This window comes from Gilliamella sp. ESL1225 (genome assembly GCF_058502635.1).
This window is the reverse complement of record NZ_CP196358.1, coordinates 1,798,228-1,812,734: the sequence shown is the minus strand read 5'-3', so window position 1 is coordinate 1,812,734 and position 14,507 is coordinate 1,798,228. Positions and strand designations below refer to the sequence as shown.

Here is a 14,507-nt window from a genome sequence, read left to right as displayed (position 1 = left end):
AATACTTATCCAGTATTACGCATTCCCGTTGCAATGCCGGCAATTGTTATCATTAGCCCTTGTTCTACAAGCGAATTTTCTTCATTATTATTTATATTATTATCTCGCGAGCGTTTTAATAATTCTGCTTGTAAAAGGTTAAGTGGCTCGATATAAGTATTGCGTAATGCTACAGATTCGGCGATCCATGGTAAATCTGACATTAAACTCATACCATCAGTAATACTTAATAAAATATTAATATCTTGTTTGAGTTGCTCTCGTAATTCTTCACCCAACTTCCAAAAATGCTTATCAACTAATTTTTGTTCATAATAATGATGAATATCTGGCGCGGCTTTTGCGTAAACCATTTCTAACATGCCAAGTCGCGTATTAAAAAAAGGCCATTCTTGATACATTTCTTTAAGTAAAGCCTGTTTATTTTGCGTCAATAAACATTGCAAACCTTTACCGGCACCTAGCCAAGAAGGTAGCATTAAACGATTTTGTGTCCAGGCAAAGATCCATGGAATAGCACGCAGACTTTCGATGCCTCCTGAACTTCGACGTTTTTGTGGGCGCGATCCGAGAGGTAACCTCGCTAATTCAGTTTCGGGTGTAACGGCTCGAAAATACTCAACAAATTCGGGTAAGTGTTTTACATAATGGCGGTAACAATCGCAAGATATAGCTGCCATCTCGTCCATACTATCACGCCATATTTGTTTAGGCTCGGGAGGCGGTAATAAATTAGCTTGTAATATTGCGGCTGTATATAGCATTAAGCTACTTAATGCTACTTCAGGGAGTCCTAATTTAAAACGGATCATTTCACCTTGTTCAGTAACTCTTAAACCACTTTTCAGCGATCCCGGTGGTTGGGATAATAATGCGGCATGAGCCGGGGCACCACCTCGCCCGATTGATCCGCCTCGACCATGAAATAACGTTAAATCAATATTATGTTTGGCAAATAATTTAACAAGCTCTTCTTGCGACCGATATTGTGCCCACGAAGCTGCTAATGTGCCGGCATCTTTGGCAGAATCAGAATAACCAATCATCACCATTTGTTTACCTTGAATTTTTTGCTGATACCAGTCAATGGATAATAATTTTTCCATGACAGATTGCGCATTATTAAGATCATCAAGTGTTTCAAACAAAGGAACAATTGGGATATTTTTTTTGCAATCGACGATTTTTAATAATAGATAAACAGCTAAAATATCCGATGGTGCTTTTGCCATTGAAATGACATAAGCTGCGATGGATTCTTCGCCTGCTTTTTGAATCACTCGGCAAGTATCTAACACTTCCTGAGTCATGCTTGAAGGTTGCCAATGGTAAGGTAATAATGAACGATTAGATTGTAATTCTCTTAATAAAAATGCTTGTTTTTGCTCTTCTGTCCAGTTGGCATAATCACCTAATTGCAGCTCTTTTGTTAATTCAGATAAAGCATCACAATGAATCGAGCTATCTTGGCGAATGTCTAAACGCAGCAATTGTAAGCCAAAACTTTTAATTCGTCTTAGTGTATCTAATAAAGGACCATGCGCAATGACAGACATTCCTTTTTCAATTAACGATTGATAACAAATATAAAGCGGTTGCCATAATTGTTCATTTTTCAATAATAAATCATCCGTTATTAAACAAGGTTCATTATTTATAAGAGCCAATAAATAGGTTTGCGTATTTTTTAGATTTTGCCTTACTTGTTTCATTACTACTCGATAAGGTTCACTAATTGGGGCATCTTTTATTTTGATAAGATCATAAACGGCTTGATTGCAGTCAGACATTGACAGTTCACGCACTAAAATTTCAATATCAATTAAAAATAATTCGATAGCTTTTAATCGCGCTTGTAACATAACGGATTCAGTTATTTTAGCTGTGACATTAGGATTACCATCCCTATCTCCCCCCATCCAGGATGTAAATTTAACGGGCACATATTCGACAGGTAAAGGTTCGTTAAATGCGTCGACAAGGTGATCATTTAATTCACGTAAAAATAAAGGCACACTTTTCCATAAACTATCTTCAATAACCGAAAAGCCCCATTTAGCTTCATCGATAGGTGTTGGGCGCTGTTTACGGATCTCATCGGTATACCAAGCTTGACATACTAATTGTTTTAAACGTCGCATAATGCGATCTTTTTCATAATCGGCTAAATCATCGTGATCAAGTTTTGCAAGGCAATGATTAATTTCAATATAGGTATTAATCATCGTACGGCGATTAATTTCGGTTGGATGAGCGGTTAGTACTAATTCAATCGATAAATCTTTAATAGATTGGCATAACGTTTGATGCGAAATATGATTTTTTTTTAAAGTAGTAAATAATTCCATCATTTTTTGCGGGCTACTTGCTGCTTCACCGTGGGGTGAAATACCATAATATTCAGCTGCTGTATTAACTAGATTTAAAAATTGATTAAAAGCTCGCGCAACATGTAATAAATCTTCGTCATCAAGAGACTCTATTAGATTGAGTAGCTGAGAACGCGCTTCTTGATTACCTGTTTGAGTTAATTTTGATAGGTTCCGAACATTTTCGACCAAATTAAAAATTTGATCACCTGTAGCCCGTTTAATGGCATCGCCAAGAAGAGTACCTAGCATATTGATATTACTGCGCATTGTGGAATAATGATTGTTCATGTTTATCTCTTTCTATTAATTGTCATATTAAACACTCAGTGAGGGATAATCAGCGTGAGGCATTATAATTTTGTTTAGCAATTTTTTAATACTTTAACGTAATGGTGAAAGTAGGTTAAATCATAAAATCTTATGTATTTAACGTTTTTTGCGTAATTAATTATAATAAAACTAATAAACACCATTAAAACCATTGTTAGATATATTCATATAATTATCATTTTATTAATCAAGATTGAGAAAGTTAAGAAGTTGGCTATTTTTAATAAAACCGCTATACTAGTTCCATTATACAGAGGAGTTAAAAGAATCAATGATAGTTGTATTTTATATTGCTTCGATAATTGCAGTCATTGCGAGTTTAAATGTCATAAGCGCAATGCGTGTTGACAAGGCGATCTTATATCTTGTTATTTCTTTTCTTGCTACCGCGACAATCTTTATTCTTTTGAATGCTTATTTTCCAACAGTCTTGTATATTATGATCTTTACCTGTGGGATTGCATTATTCTTTATGTATGTTGCTGCTTTTCTTAAAATTTATTCTGATAGAACAGGTAATGAAAATGCAGGCATCAGCCCTAAAATTTGGCTTGGACCGTTAATTTTAGCGTTTATTTTGCTAGTATTATTAATTTATGGCGTGGTAAGTAGTAATTATATAAATCTGCCTAAGACAAATGAATTTAATCACGAAATGTCTTTATTTGCTTATGTAATAATTGCCGAGTTATTTTGTTTTTTATTGCTTTGTGCTGTTGTTATTGCTTACCATTTTATGCATCGTTTTTTTTCTGAAGAATAATATGATCCAACTCAGTTATAGTTTAATCCTTGGGGTGATTATCTTTGTTGTCGGACTATTAGGTATAATGATCCGTCGTAATTTCTTTTTTTTGCTATTAAGTCTTATGATCATGAATAATGGATGCATTATAGTCTTAGTTACCGCAGCAAACTATTGGCAACAAGCAGATGGTCAATTATTAATTCTGTTAGCAATTATCATTTCTTTAGTCGAAGCTTGTATTGGGCTATCCTTATTAATGAAATTATTTTTTCGTCGTCGAACGTTAAATGTTGATACTTTGAGTGAAATGAAAGGATGAATTTACTTTATTTAATTTTATTCGTGCCATTAGCGTCTTTTCTATTGTTATTAGCTTTTGGACATTTTATTAAACCGATAAATATTATCATTATTGGCATAAGTACCACAATTATTATGATGCTTGTCACTTTTTTTGTTTGCATTGATTATTATGCCAATACGGTGCCAGATATGACATTAATTTATTCCCGTTTTTTATGGGAATGGTTTTCTGTTGGTAATTTTACTATTCCGATTACATTAACATTAGATGGCTTATCTATTATCTTTTTGTGTCTTATTACCTTTTTTGCTTTTATTATTTATTTCTTTGCTGCTTTTTATTTAAATTCAGCGAAAGATATATATCGTTTTTATGCCTATAGTAATTTACTGCTTGTAAGTATTTTATGCATTATTTTGGTTGATAATTTATTTGTTATATTGATTGGTTGGGAAGGGATAAGCCTAAGTACTTACTTATTAATTGGCATTTATTATAGCCAATTACGTAATGGTTATGCCGCTGTTAAAGCTTTTGTATTAATGCATTTAATGGACGTCTTTTTTATTATCGGCATCTTCTTGTTATATCAAGAGCTTGGTACTTTATCTATTCGAGAAGTGTTGGTGCAAGCTAAGGCAAATTTAGCCATTGACTCGGATATTGTCTATTGGATAACGTTAATGTTATTTTTAGGTGTCATGAATAAATGTGCCTTGTTTCCCATGCAAACTTGGTTTGCCGAAACCACATTATCACCAATGCCAGCACTTGCTTTACTACAATCATCGACGGTTGTCATGTCAGGTATTTATTTAGTTTTACGATTAAATAATCTTTTTGTGATGTCGAGCGATATTTTATTTTTTATGATGATAATTGCGATTATTACTTTATTATTTGCAAGTACCATCGCTTTAGTTAATTTTGATATTAAGCGCATCATTACTTATCTCAATCTTTCCCAAATCAGTTATGTGTTTTTAGCTTTTTCAACACAAAATTGGAGTTTATCCCTTAATTTTTTAATTAACTATACGGTTGCAAGTTGTCTTATCGTTCTTACATCAGCTATTTTATTAAAAAAATGTGGTGGACAACGAGATATAAGTAAATTAGGTGGACTTGCAAAAAAATTACCTTTTTTATATGTAAGTTATATTTTTATTCTTTTTTCTGTTTCTGCTTTCCCATGGTTATCAGCTGCGTTTTATATCAAAGGCGATATTATTTTCAGTTTAATGAATAATGGTAATTTAATTGCAGGTACCATGGGTTTAGTCGGCATACTTTTGACTAGTTTAAGCATGATTCGGCTTATTGTGTTTATATTTCATGGCAAGGCTAAATTACAATCCCTACAGGAAATCAATAAATATAGCTATGTGCCATTAGCCATTTTACCTATCTTTTTAACAGCATTTTTTATTTATTTTCCATTACCTATACAAGGTATTATTCCTGAAATTATATTCAATACTAAAATGTTATTACCGTTCCAATTATTGCTTGCCTCGGTAATGATATTGAGCTTTATTATTGGTTATTTTATGTTTTTGCATCCCAATAATGAAATTAAAGAAATGTTAAATGCTCCCATTGTGATTTTCTTTATGCGCCTTTGTAGTAGTGAATGGCGATTTGATTATTTATTAAAAACACTATTTGTAAAGCCGTATTTATATTTTGCTAATTTAATCAAAAATGATCCTTTAGCTAAATGGGATAGCTGGATTGTATGGGCAATAAAAAAACTCAATGCGACGATAATTAATTTAGAAAATGGTCACATTCGGTATTATACAGTTTCGATTGTGATGGGATGCATATTTGTATTGATGCTATTGATTTTTATTTCATAAAGGTGTGATCTTTACATGTTATTAGGACTTATCTTTTTACCTATTTTAGGCGGTTTATTGGGTTGGTTTAGCCATATTTATTTATATCGGTTACAGTCATCTAAAATAATTAGTCTTTTTTGGTATAATTTGCCTTTCATGATTGCCTTATCATCGCTTTTAATCAGTTTAGGATTAGCTTTAAGTTTTTGGTATGAAGCGTCTATTGCCTTGCATCACGGTCAAATATGGATAAAAGAAGTCAATAAAGAATGGATACCTTTGTTAGGAATAAATTTCCATCTAGTATTAAATGGTTTGTCCCTCATTATGATTACAACCACATTATTTATTGTCTTGTTAGCGGTTTTATATTCTCGTAAAGAAAGCAATGGTAATACGGGTCTATTTTACTTATGTATTTTATTTATGACATCCGCTGTCATAATGCTATTTTTAATTAATGATTTATTTTTATTATTCTTATTATGGGAAACTGTTGCTATTCCTATCTATTTCTTAATTTCTTTATGGGGAAGGCGCGATTCGAGTGCACAATTACGATTTAATGTAGCAAGTAAATTTTTAATTTATACGCAAGTTAGCAGTATCCTTATGTTAATTTCTATTGTGTCATTAGCGCTTATTAATTGGAATATTTCGAATCAATGGTCTTTTGATTATCAAGTTTTAACCAAAACTCCCATATCAAGCAACGTTGAATTTTTATTAATGCTCGGATTTTTAATCGCCTTTATTATTCGTATTCCACTTATTCCTTGTCATAGTTGGTTTATTAAAGCTCATAGTGAGTCTTCAATTACTGGCTCAATAATGATAAGTGGTTTACTTATAAATACGGCAATTTATGGGTTATTACGTTTTGTTATTCCGCTCTTTCCAAATGCTTCAGCAACCATTGTCCCTTTTATGGCAGTTCTTTGTTTATTAACTATTATTTATGCTACTTTACTTGCATTTAAACAAACTGATATCAAAAAACTGATTGCTTATGTCCATATGGCCTTAGCTGCATTTGTATCAATTATAATTTACAGTATGTCGGTAATCGCTTTTCAAGGTGTTATTGTGCAAATGGTGGCAATTAGTTTAGCTATTGTGGGCATGTTTATTATTAGCGGTATTTTAGTTGAATGCTATGCAACACGAAATATTAGTAAATTTACTGGATTAAAAGATCAAATTAATTATTTATCCACATTTACGCTATTTTTTATATTAGCGGTATTAGGTATTCCTGGATCCGCGAATTTTGTGGGTAATTATATGATGTTATTAGGTAGTTATAGCGTTTTTTCTTTTTATACTATTATATTAATCATTGGGTTATTACTGCTATCAATTACGTTAATTATTCGTTTGCAGCCTATATTTTATGGAACTGATAAACCGACTAAAATTAACAAAAAAACATTATCAAAAATAGATGTTTTATTATTGGTTAGTTTATTAAGTGTATTATTTTTTATTGGTTTATATCCTAAAGTAGTTTTAGATATGTCTTATTCTACTACGAATCAAATAACGCAACATATCAAAACTGAAAAAGTTGGAGATCAATAATCTATGATAACTTTATCGCCTATTTTTATATTAAGTTTTGCCATAATTGTTTTATTTTGTCTATTATTTATTTTTAAAATAAATAATAGATCTAGTAGCATAATAACGGCATTTGCTTTAATTTTAGCATTAGGTTTTTCTTTATTTTTAAGTTTTCAAATGTCGGAAAATAGCCAAAAGATTACCGATATTCGCAGCAATAATATGCAAGTTTCTATTGCAAATCCAATTATTAATAAAAAGGTTAATCAAATAACGCAAGAAAAAATAATCGAAAGACAAATACCTTTGCAAATTGAGCCTAATTCAAGTATTGATATAGCTAAGATAACAAATGTTATTCCTGTACAAAATGTATCGCCCGAAAATAATAACTCCTCGATAGCAAAATGGTCAGCTGGCTATGTAACGGCTTTATTTACCTGCGATGGCTATGGATTACTGTATTCATGTTTAATCTTAATGATAGCCTTAATTGTGGTTTGTTTTGCGATTCGTTGGTTTAAAGAAGAACAAAAACCTAATGGTATTTTTTATTTAATTTTATTAATGATGACATTAGGCGGTGTTATTCTGACCTATGCAAGTCACTTAATTTCTTTTTTTATAGGTATTGAATTATTGTCTATACCATTTGTTGGTTTAATTAGTTATCAATATCAACAGGCTCATACTCTTGAAGCGGCAGTTAAATTTATGATTTTATCTGCGGTTGCTAGTGGCTTTCTTTTAATGGGTATTGCCTTTTATTATACCGTGACAGGGGAATTAACCTTTACTGGATTAAGTTTTCAGTTATCAACCTTAACTTTTCCAAATACCTTATTATTAATGGGTGCATGTTTAATGCTAGTTGGAATCGGTTTTAAATTGTCACTTGTTCCTTTCCAGCTTTGGTTGCCCGATGTCTATCAAGGTTCACCTACTATTGTGGCTTTATTGTTATCAACCGTTGGGAAGGTTGCGATATTTTGTGCAGTTGCGCGATTATTTTTATTAGCACCCATTATAAATAATGACACGATTCGTATTATTTTAATTATTATGGCATTTGGCTCTATTTTATGGGGTAATCTCTTTGCTTTAATGCAAAGTAGTATTAAAAGATTACTTGCCTATTCATCTATTACTCATTTCGGTTATTTATTTATTGCATTAATTGCTGTGCAATATCAAGTTTTGGCGCTTGAAACGATTGGGGTATATTTAATCGCTTATATCTTAGCGAATATCTGTATTTTAGGTGTAATTAGTATCGAATCCCATTGTAATGAGCAGCAAGATCATGAAAATGAAGTTGATTTATCAGGCTTATTTTGGCGTCGACCTTTTCTCGCTATTGCCATGGGAGTGGGTTTGCTATCATTAGCTGGCGTACCTTTAACCGCTGGATTTATTGGACGATTTTTATTGATTTTATTAGGTGTTACCGCAGAATTATGGTGGTTAATTTTAGCCGTTGTTATTGGTAGTGCTATTGGTCTATATTTTTACTTACGATTAATCATAAACCTTTATATAAAACCAATTAATTATGCTCAGCCTTCAGAAACAAATGGAATCGCAAAACTTAAAATATCAGAGATACATGTATGCGAAATAATTATTGTTTTAGCCGCTATTTTAATTGTGTTATGTGGCATTTATCCTAATGTTTTATTTAATTTAGTTAATCTTGCACAATATTTTGCAAGTTGAGAGTGATTTAAGGTGGATTTAACTTGTTCGCCTTGTTTTATAAACGTGCTAATTGTGTTATTGATTTAAAATATTATTTTTATAATTATAAACATGCAAAATACATTTCGTTTTGTATCATGAGACTATTTAAGGACAATGTATTTTAATGGTAAAAAAGTAAATTCTTATGATATACTCACAAGCTTTATACATTAATTTAAATTACGAGGACATTTATGGACTTTTTTATTTCCAATGCCTACGCCAATGCAGGTGATGCCGGAGAAACAAATCCTTATTTTTTACCAATTATGTTAGTTGTGTTTGGCTTATTTTTCTATTTTATGATTATGCGCCCTCAACAAAAACGTGCAAAAGCTCACCGTGCTTTAATGGATTCTATTTCTAAAGGCGATGAAGTTTTAACTAATGGTGGTTTAATTGGGCGTGTTGCGAAAGTTAATGAAAATGGCTATATCGTATTAGAATTAAATGATACGACAGAAGTTGTCATTAAACGTGATTTTATTACTTCTGTTTTACCAAAAGGGACAATGAAAGCTCTTTAATATTAGTTGTTTTAATCAATGGCTAACTATCAAAAGTTGGTTAAAAAATAACTTTTTAACCAATTTTTGAACGAACATTAATTAAAACCTAATATTTAGAATTCATTTTATAATTTTGTTCATTTCACAAGAGAATATGACGTGTTAAACCGCTATCCTTTGTGGAAGTACATAATGTTAATCGTCGTGATATTACTCGGTTTACTTTATGCGCTTCCAAATATATATGGTGAAGATCCTGCTATCCAAATTTCTGGCTCATCAAGCAACGAAGTAACTGTGTCTAAGCAAGACGAAATTAAACAGTTATTAGTGGATAATCATATTGATGCCAAATCAATCGTCTTTGAAAACAAATCGATTTTAATTCGTCTTAAAGATAATGATTCACAACTGAAAGCAAAAGAATTAATTGCCGAAAAATTAGGTGATAATTTTACCGTTGCTTTAAATTTAGCACCGGCAACACCATCTTGGTTAACCATGATTGGCGCTGAGCCAATGAAATTAGGTCTTGATTTGCGTGGTGGTGTTCATTTCTTGATGGAAGTGGATATGACAACAGCATTAAGTAAACTTGTTGATCAATCCCTACAGAATATAAAAAGTGAATTTGATAAAGATAAATTAAATTACACGTCAATTAATAAATCTCCTAATCAACAAATTATTATTCAATTTACGGATACTGTTGATCGTAATAAAGCGATTAGCAAAATTAATCAGTGGTCTGATTTTAAACTTACTTCACAAACAAATAACAGTATTACACTTAATATCAGTGATAACCGCCTTGCCCAAGCTAAAAGCGATGCTGTTCAGCAAAATACCACGATTTTACGTAATCGCGTTAATCAATTGGGGGTTGCAGAGCCTATTGTGCAACGTCAAGGAGTGGATCGTATCGTTGTTGAATTACCTGGTATTCAAGATACGGCACAAGCAAAACGTATTTTAGGGGCAACGGCGACTCTTGAATTTCGTCAAGTTTATAATGATAACAATAGATTAGAAGCTGTTTTACGTGGTCAAGAGCGTGTCCCTTATGGTTACGAAATGAAATTTATGGCAGATGGGCGTCCGGTTTTACTTTATAAACGAACAATTTTAACCGGCGATCATATTACGAATTCCGCTTTTAGAATAAATGAATTCGGTCAACCTGAAGTGTCAATTAATCTTGATAGCGAAGGCGGGAAAACTATGCTTAATTTTACCAAAGAGCACCTTCGTGAACCGATGGCTACATTATTTGTTGAATATAAAGATACCGGTAAAGTCGATGATAATGGCAAACCGGTTTTAGAAAAACAAGAGCGCGTTATTAATGTTGCGACAATTCAAGGTATCTTTAGTGATAGATTCCAAGTTACAGGGATAAGTAATATTGAAGAAGCTAAAAACTTATCCTTATTATTACGAGCAGGCGCATTAATAGCCCCGATCCAAATTATTGAAGAACGCACAGTTGGCCCATCAATGGGACAAGAAAATATTACGCAAGGTTTAGAATCTTGCTTATGGGGTCTTATTGTTTCAGTGATCTTTATGGTCATTGTATACCGTTTATTTGGTTTATTTGCAAGTTTAGCCTTAGTTGCTAATCTTATTTTAATCGTTGGTGTGATGTCATTATTACCTGGTGCTACGTTAAGCATGCCAGGTATTGCAGGTATCGTTTTGACTGTTGGTATGGCGGTTGATGCTAACGTGCTTATTAATGAACGTATTAAAGAAGAGTTACGCAATGGTCGAGGTGTCCAACATGCTATTGACGAAGGCTATAAAGGGGCTTGGAGTAGTATTTTCGATGCCAACATCACAACCTTAATTACAGCGGTTATTTTGTATGCTGTTGGTACAGGTTCGATTAAAGGTTTTGCCATTACCTTAGCTATTGGTATTGTGACGTCTATGTTTACTTCAATCGTGGGTACACGTGCCTTAGCGAATTTAGTTTATGGTGGTCGTCGTGTTAAAAAATTATCAATTTAGAGGTCTATTGTGAATATTGATAAAACAAAAAACCATGACGTTAAAGAATTAAATCATGGGCGAAAAGTGATCGATTTCTTAAAATTTGGTTACTTGGCTTTTGTGATTTCTATGCTATTAGTTGTAGCATCTATCGTTGTCATTTGTGTTAAAGGATTTAATTTAGGTCAAGATTTTACAGGTGGAACGACAGTTGAGCTTACGGTTTCGAAAGTAATTAATTTAGATGATTTTCGCGATACCTTACGCAAAGGAGGTTATCATGAACCGATTGTGCAATATTATGGGAGCAGTAAAGATATTATTATTCGCTTGCCATTAATAAAGCAGCAAGAGAGTGATGCGACCATTATTGATAATGCTTTTGGTGCGACTATTACTAAATTAATTCACGAAAAAATTGATGCCGACGCACAAATTAAACGTGTTGAGTTTGTGGGACCAACAGTGGGTGCTGAACTTGCGCAAGATGGTATTTTAGCCATTTTTGCTGCTTTAGTTTGTATTATGATTTATATTGCATTTCGATTTGAATGGCGATTTGGTACAGGCGCGGTTGTGGCATTATTACATGACGTTATTATAACGGCTGGATATTTATCCTTATTTGAGCGTGAGTTAGATTTAACCATAATCGCGGCTATGTTATCGATTATTGGCTATTCGCTAAATGACACCATAGTTGTATTTGACCGAATTCGTGAAAACTTCCGAAAAATTCGCCGAGCTTCATCTTATGATGTGATTAATATCTCACTAACACAGACTTTACACCGAACCTTAATGACTTCTGGCACAACCTTAGTGGTAGTCATTATTTTATATATTTTTGGTGGAAGTATGCTAAAAGGATTTTCTGAAACACTAGGTGTTGGGATTGTTCTTGGCACAATTTCATCTATCTATGTAGCGGCTTATATGTCATTAAAATTAGGCATTAAACGTGACCATTTTATGCCACAAAAAGTTGAAGTAGAAGGCGCTGATCAAGAGCCTATCATTCGTTAATCTTATAGCCTGTCAGCTATTGTGACAGGCTTTGATTTCTTTTTGTGCAAGTGAAAGTAAATAGATTGACAGATTAACAGTATTTACCTATTATTGACCGCAGTTTTATTCATTCTTTTGGGGCCATAGCTCAGCTGGGAGAGCGCAACGCTGGCAGCGTTGAGGTCAGGGGTTCGATCCCCCTTGGCTCCACCAAATCATTATTTCGTAAAATCCTTTTAAACCCTATAAAGTATAGTAAACCCTCCCATATCAATACCTGCAGGTGATTTTATATATCGGTAAGTATCAGCAAGATACAGCTACAATCTTATTTTTTGTATGTTCATAGGCAGATGACAAATACACAAATCAAAGTAGCTAAACTATGAGATAAGGATTACTCGTTATTTGCTTGTGGAGATAAATATCTGTCTATTTGTTAAATCTAATAGCGCATTAAATACAAGATTACAAAAATTCAAAGTTAGCTATTATTCATAATGAACGCAACTGTACATATATCCATGTTGCTAGCTAAAGCTAATTTTTATTTATTAATAAATTTAATGACTATATTAATAGGGTATTATCAGGATTGAATAAAAAAGGACTAATATTATGAAATTAGATATAAATAAAACCCCTAATAAGGATAGTGAGGGTATCAATAGTGATTACAGGCTTGTTTTCTCCTTGAAAGTAAACACTAGCTATCAACTTAATGATAGACTTAAAAGCTCCACGAAGGAGTCAAATTAATTACATATGAAACAAAAAGTAATTAGCAATACATTTGTATATTTCATTTAAACAGTTATCTTCAATAAAGAATTGATCATTTCTGTCCTGAAATTTTAAAGCCATAATGGAATTTTTGTGATTTAAAGTTTATGAATTATATAACAAAAATCGTAGAAAAAACTAGCGCATTTTATTGGAAAATAAAAGACGAAAGTTTAATTTGATTGTTTACTCCACTTCGCCAAATTCCAGTGAAAAGTCTAAATAATCTAATTTGAAATATGTTATTTAAATTATCTAAAAACCATATTGATATAAAACTGTTTACTTAGTTTATTAAAGAAGATAGGATTATTTTCTATATTCATAAATATGAAATAGTTAAAAACAAGAAAAACAGGAAGGATAATAAAATGACGGCATTATATAAATTTTGCTTAATTGGCGTTTTTATTTTCACCATTTTAGGTTGTCAAGAAAAAACAAGTGATGAAAAAAACACATTTGATAGAACTTTAGCCTTTAACGAATATAGGACTGGTGTTCAATATACCCCATTTTCAAAAGCAATAAAAAAACAAATAATCAAACAATATGAAGGTAAACTTTTAAATAGTAGTACTGAAATAACGACGGATAAAGAAGGAAGAATGATTAAATTTATACAGAAAAATGATAATTTAATTGATGAAAATTTTTCTTATTCTTATGATTACGATAAATTAAAATATAAAGTTGAGCAGACAAGATTTGGCTGGTTGTTTGAAGAGGCGGATATGGTGTTGGATGATAAAAAACGTTTAATTAAAATACTTAGTGTCAAAGATAATTCCAGTATCGAAATAAGTTACAAGGGTAAGCAAATTGAAAAATCAGTTACTCTAAGACCTAATGAAAATTACGATACTTTATATTATTGGCAAGATGATCGATTAAATAAAATGGTCGTGATGATAAATAACCAAGAAATGTTGACTAATCCATATGAAGGATCATTGATTTACGATAAAGATGGCAGACTTATTAGCTCAAGTATTTTATATAAATCACCTCAAGAAGAATATATAGTCGATGAAATCTATACCCATCATAATGAATTTGGCGATTGGACCAAAGCTTCATTCAAAGTTTATTCGATAACTGAAAATAATCATTTAAAAGAGTCGGGGGAATCAGTTAGAGAAATTGAATATTAGTAATTAACTTATTATTAAAAATCTGTGATTAAATAAAATTACTGGTTTTAATTTCCGGCAATTTATTCATGAAATGCTAAATTTACCTATTAAAAGCAATCTAAACCGCGAAATTAAGCTAAGTTATGTTAAAATTCTCAAATAGTATTTAAATCAT

The 14,507-nt window shown here is 32.0% G+C and carries 10 protein-coding genes and 1 tRNA gene; 10 read left to right on the top strand and 1 reads right to left on the bottom strand.

Going from position 1 to position 14,507, the window contains the following annotated elements; all coding sequences use genetic code 11:
* Nucleotides 1-5: 5 nt before the first annotated feature.
* A complete protein-coding gene (ppc, locus tag ACSYSW_RS08285; protein ID WP_491705507.1) occupies nt 6-2,660 on the bottom strand; it encodes a phosphoenolpyruvate carboxylase in 2,655 nt (884 codons plus the stop codon).
* A 313-nt stretch (nt 2,661-2,973) separates the two neighbouring features.
* On the opposite strand from ppc, the gene ACSYSW_RS08280 reads away from it, so the two are divergent.
* The 10 genes from ACSYSW_RS08280 to ACSYSW_RS08235 all read left to right on the top strand — a co-directional run bounded on the left by ACSYSW_RS08280 (nt 2,974) and on the right by ACSYSW_RS08235 (nt 14,350).
* Nucleotides 2,974-3,465 (top strand): NADH-quinone oxidoreductase subunit J, encoded by a 492-nt coding sequence (locus ACSYSW_RS08280; protein WP_491705508.1) that lies wholly within the window; start codon nt 2,974-2,976, stop codon nt 3,463-3,465.
* A gap of 1 nt (nt 3,466) precedes the next feature.
* Nucleotides 3,467-3,769, top strand: a complete 303-nt coding sequence (nuoK, locus tag ACSYSW_RS08275; protein ID WP_491705509.1) for an NADH-quinone oxidoreductase subunit NuoK — start codon at nt 3,467-3,469, stop codon at nt 3,767-3,769.
* Nucleotides 3,766-5,616 (top strand): NADH-quinone oxidoreductase subunit 5 family protein, encoded by a 1,851-nt coding sequence (locus ACSYSW_RS08270; RefSeq protein ID WP_491705510.1) that lies wholly within the window; start codon nt 3,766-3,768, stop codon nt 5,614-5,616. Before nuoK ends, ACSYSW_RS08270 begins: the two co-directional genes overlap by 4 nt.
* A 15-nt stretch (nt 5,617-5,631) precedes the next feature.
* Nucleotides 5,632-7,179 carry a complex I subunit 4 family protein gene (locus ACSYSW_RS08265; protein ID WP_491705511.1) on the top strand — a complete coding sequence of 516 codons (1,548 nt, stop codon included), beginning with the start codon at nt 5,632-5,634 and terminating at the stop codon, nt 7,177-7,179.
* A 159-nt stretch (nt 7,180-7,338) separates the two neighbouring features.
* The gene (locus ACSYSW_RS08260) at nt 7,339-8,877 is read left to right on the top strand and encodes an NADH-quinone oxidoreductase subunit N (protein WP_491706248.1); all 1,539 of its coding nucleotides are present in this window, start codon (nt 7,339-7,341) and stop codon (nt 8,875-8,877) included.
* Between the two features lie 218 nt (nt 8,878-9,095).
* Complete coding sequence (yajC, locus tag ACSYSW_RS08255) at nt 9,096-9,428, top strand: preprotein translocase subunit YajC (RefSeq protein ID WP_491705513.1); 333 nt, start codon at nt 9,096-9,098, stop codon at nt 9,426-9,428.
* A gap of 141 nt (nt 9,429-9,569) precedes the next feature.
* Nucleotides 9,570-11,423 carry a protein translocase subunit SecD gene (secD, locus tag ACSYSW_RS08250; RefSeq protein ID WP_491705514.1) on the top strand — a complete coding sequence of 618 codons (1,854 nt, stop codon included), beginning with the start codon at nt 9,570-9,572 and terminating at the stop codon, nt 11,421-11,423.
* 15 nt (nt 11,424-11,438) lie between these two features.
* Nucleotides 11,439-12,431, top strand: coding sequence for a protein translocase subunit SecF (gene secF, locus ACSYSW_RS08245; RefSeq protein ID WP_491706053.1), 993 nt, complete (start codon nt 11,439-11,441; stop codon nt 12,429-12,431).
* 119 nt (nt 12,432-12,550) lie between these two features.
* A tRNA-Ala gene (locus ACSYSW_RS08240) sits at nt 12,551-12,626 on the top strand.
* 941 nt (nt 12,627-13,567) lie between these two features.
* Complete coding sequence (locus tag ACSYSW_RS08235; RefSeq protein WP_491705515.1) at nt 13,568-14,350, top strand: hypothetical protein; 783 nt, start codon at nt 13,568-13,570, stop codon at nt 14,348-14,350.
* Nucleotides 14,351-14,507: the final 157 nt, after the last annotated feature.